3 protein-coding genes are annotated in these 1,759 nt (G+C 68.4%); 2 read left to right on the top strand and 1 reads right to left on the bottom strand.

The genetic code is table 11. The features are described 5' to 3' along the window. Positions 1-634: peptidylprolyl isomerase (locus AC1D01_RS33215; protein WP_477873735.1), on the top strand; the 634-nt coding region annotated here is incomplete at its 5' end. 46 nt (positions 635-680) lie between these two features. Beyond that, on the top strand, positions 681-1,205 hold the full coding sequence (locus AC1D01_RS33210; protein ID WP_477873734.1) for a hypothetical protein: 525 nt from the start codon (positions 681-683) through the stop codon (positions 1,203-1,205). A gap of 9 nt (positions 1,206-1,214) precedes the next feature. Here AC1D01_RS33210 and AC1D01_RS33205 read toward each other — a convergent pair. Then, the coding region (locus tag AC1D01_RS33205) for an ATP-binding cassette domain-containing protein (RefSeq protein ID WP_477873733.1) at positions 1,215-1,759 on the bottom strand (545 nt) is incomplete at its 5' end.

The following is a 1,759-nucleotide window of genomic DNA, read 5'->3' as shown; positions in this document are numbered from 1 at the left end:
CAACTACGTCGCGCAATGGGGCGACCCGGATGCCGAGTCGGCCGACAAGGCCCGGCCGCTGGGCAGCGCGCAACGCCAGCTGCCGGCCGAGTTCTCGGTGCCGCTGAAGGGCCTGCCGCTGACGCGCCTGCCCGACATCGACGGCTGGGCGCCGGTGACCGGCTTCGTCGACGGCCTGCCGGTGGCGGCCGATCCGCGCGGCGGCCGGGCGTGGCTGGCGCACTGCTACGGCATGGTCGGCGCGGGCCGCGACATGGCGGTCGACAGCAGCAACGGCAGCGAGCTGTACGCGGTGATCGGCCAGGCGCCGCGCGGGCTGGACCTCAACATCACGCTGGTCGGGCGGGTGCTGCAGGGGATCCAGGAGCTGGCCTCGCTGCGGCGCGGTACCGCGGAGATGGGCTTCTACGCGCAGCCCGACCAGCGCGGCGGCATCCGCCGCGTGCGGCTGCTGGCCGACATGCCCGATGCCGAACGGCCGGCGATCGAGGTGATGCGCACCGACACCGCGACCTGGCGTGCCCTGCTCGACGCCCGGCGGGTGCGGCGCGAGGACTGGTTCGTGCACAGCCCGCGGCACATCAATGTCTGCAATGCGACGGTGCCGGTGCGGGTGAAGAAGCGGAACGATTGAGCAGATGCCGGCCACTCAGGGAGTCTTTCAACCTGGTGATCTCACAATGAACCGACTCAGGCAACGGGTCCAGGGCTACAGCCTCCTGCACCACACTCCGTTGAACGCCCCGGCAAGCATCGGCCGGCGAATGAGTCAGTGCCGCGCCTCGCTGAAAGATGGCTTGGTCCGTCACGGGCTTCTCACGAGCCGCCAGCAAAAGCACGACCGACAGGTGGCGCGTCAGCAGGACTTGTTCAAGCGCGTCGCCGACATCCTGAACGGGTATGGCGGAGGTTCGGCGCTGCAGGCCGTTGCCGTCGACGCGAAACTCCGCTATGCGGTGGCGCCCAAGCCCTTCAAGCAATCCAGGCCGGCGGATGGCCGAGCACCGCAAACGACATGGGTTGGCCTGGAAATTCGCGATGATGGGCAGGTCGCCCCTTATCTGAAAAGCCTTGCGGTCGGCCAGATGCCTGCACAGCTCAACGTCTGCAATTCCCCGGATTTCGACGAGTCGGGGAAGGAGAACCTCGCAGCGGAACTGCGATCCCTCGTGATTTCCGATGCCTTCTCGGAGATTGGCTTCTAGCAGCGTTGTCTAGGCAGACATCGTCTCCGGCACGTCCTCCGCCTCCTCCCCCAGGAACCCCCCGCTCTGATGCGCCCACAGGCGCGCATACAGCCCGCCCTGCGCCAGCAGGCTGCGGTGGTCGCCCTCCTCGACGATGCGCCCCTTGTCGAGCACGATCAACCGGTCCATCGCCGCGATCGTCGACAGCCGGTGCGCGATCGCGACCACCGTCTTGCCTTCCATCAGCCGGTACAGGCTGGCCTGGATCGCCGCCTCGACCTCGGAGTCGAGCGCGCTGGTGGCTTCATCGAGCAGCAGCACCGGCGCATCCTTCAGCATCACGCGGGCGATCGCGATGCGCTGGCGCTGGCCGCCGGAGAGCTTCACACCGCGCTCGCCGACATGCGCGTCGTAGGCCTGGCGCCCCTTCGGGTCGGTCAGCCCCTGGATGAACTCGTGCGCCTCGGCACGCTTTGCGGCCGCCACCATCTGCAGGTCATCGGCATCGGGCCGGCCGTACAGGATGTTGTCGCGCACCGAGCGGTGCAGCAGCGAGGTGTCCTGCGTCACCA

The organism is Rhizobacter sp. P3_B12 (genome assembly GCF_056402895.1).
The sequence above is the reverse complement of the archived record's forward strand: the minus strand, read 5'-3'. Positions and strand labels throughout refer to the sequence as shown.

What these genes read in the sequence shown, in the direction of transcription:
- AC1D01_RS33210 (WP_477873734.1), top strand. Translation starts at nt 681, where the DNA reads ATGAACCGACTCAGGCAACGGGTCCAGGGCTACAGCCTCCTGCACCAC.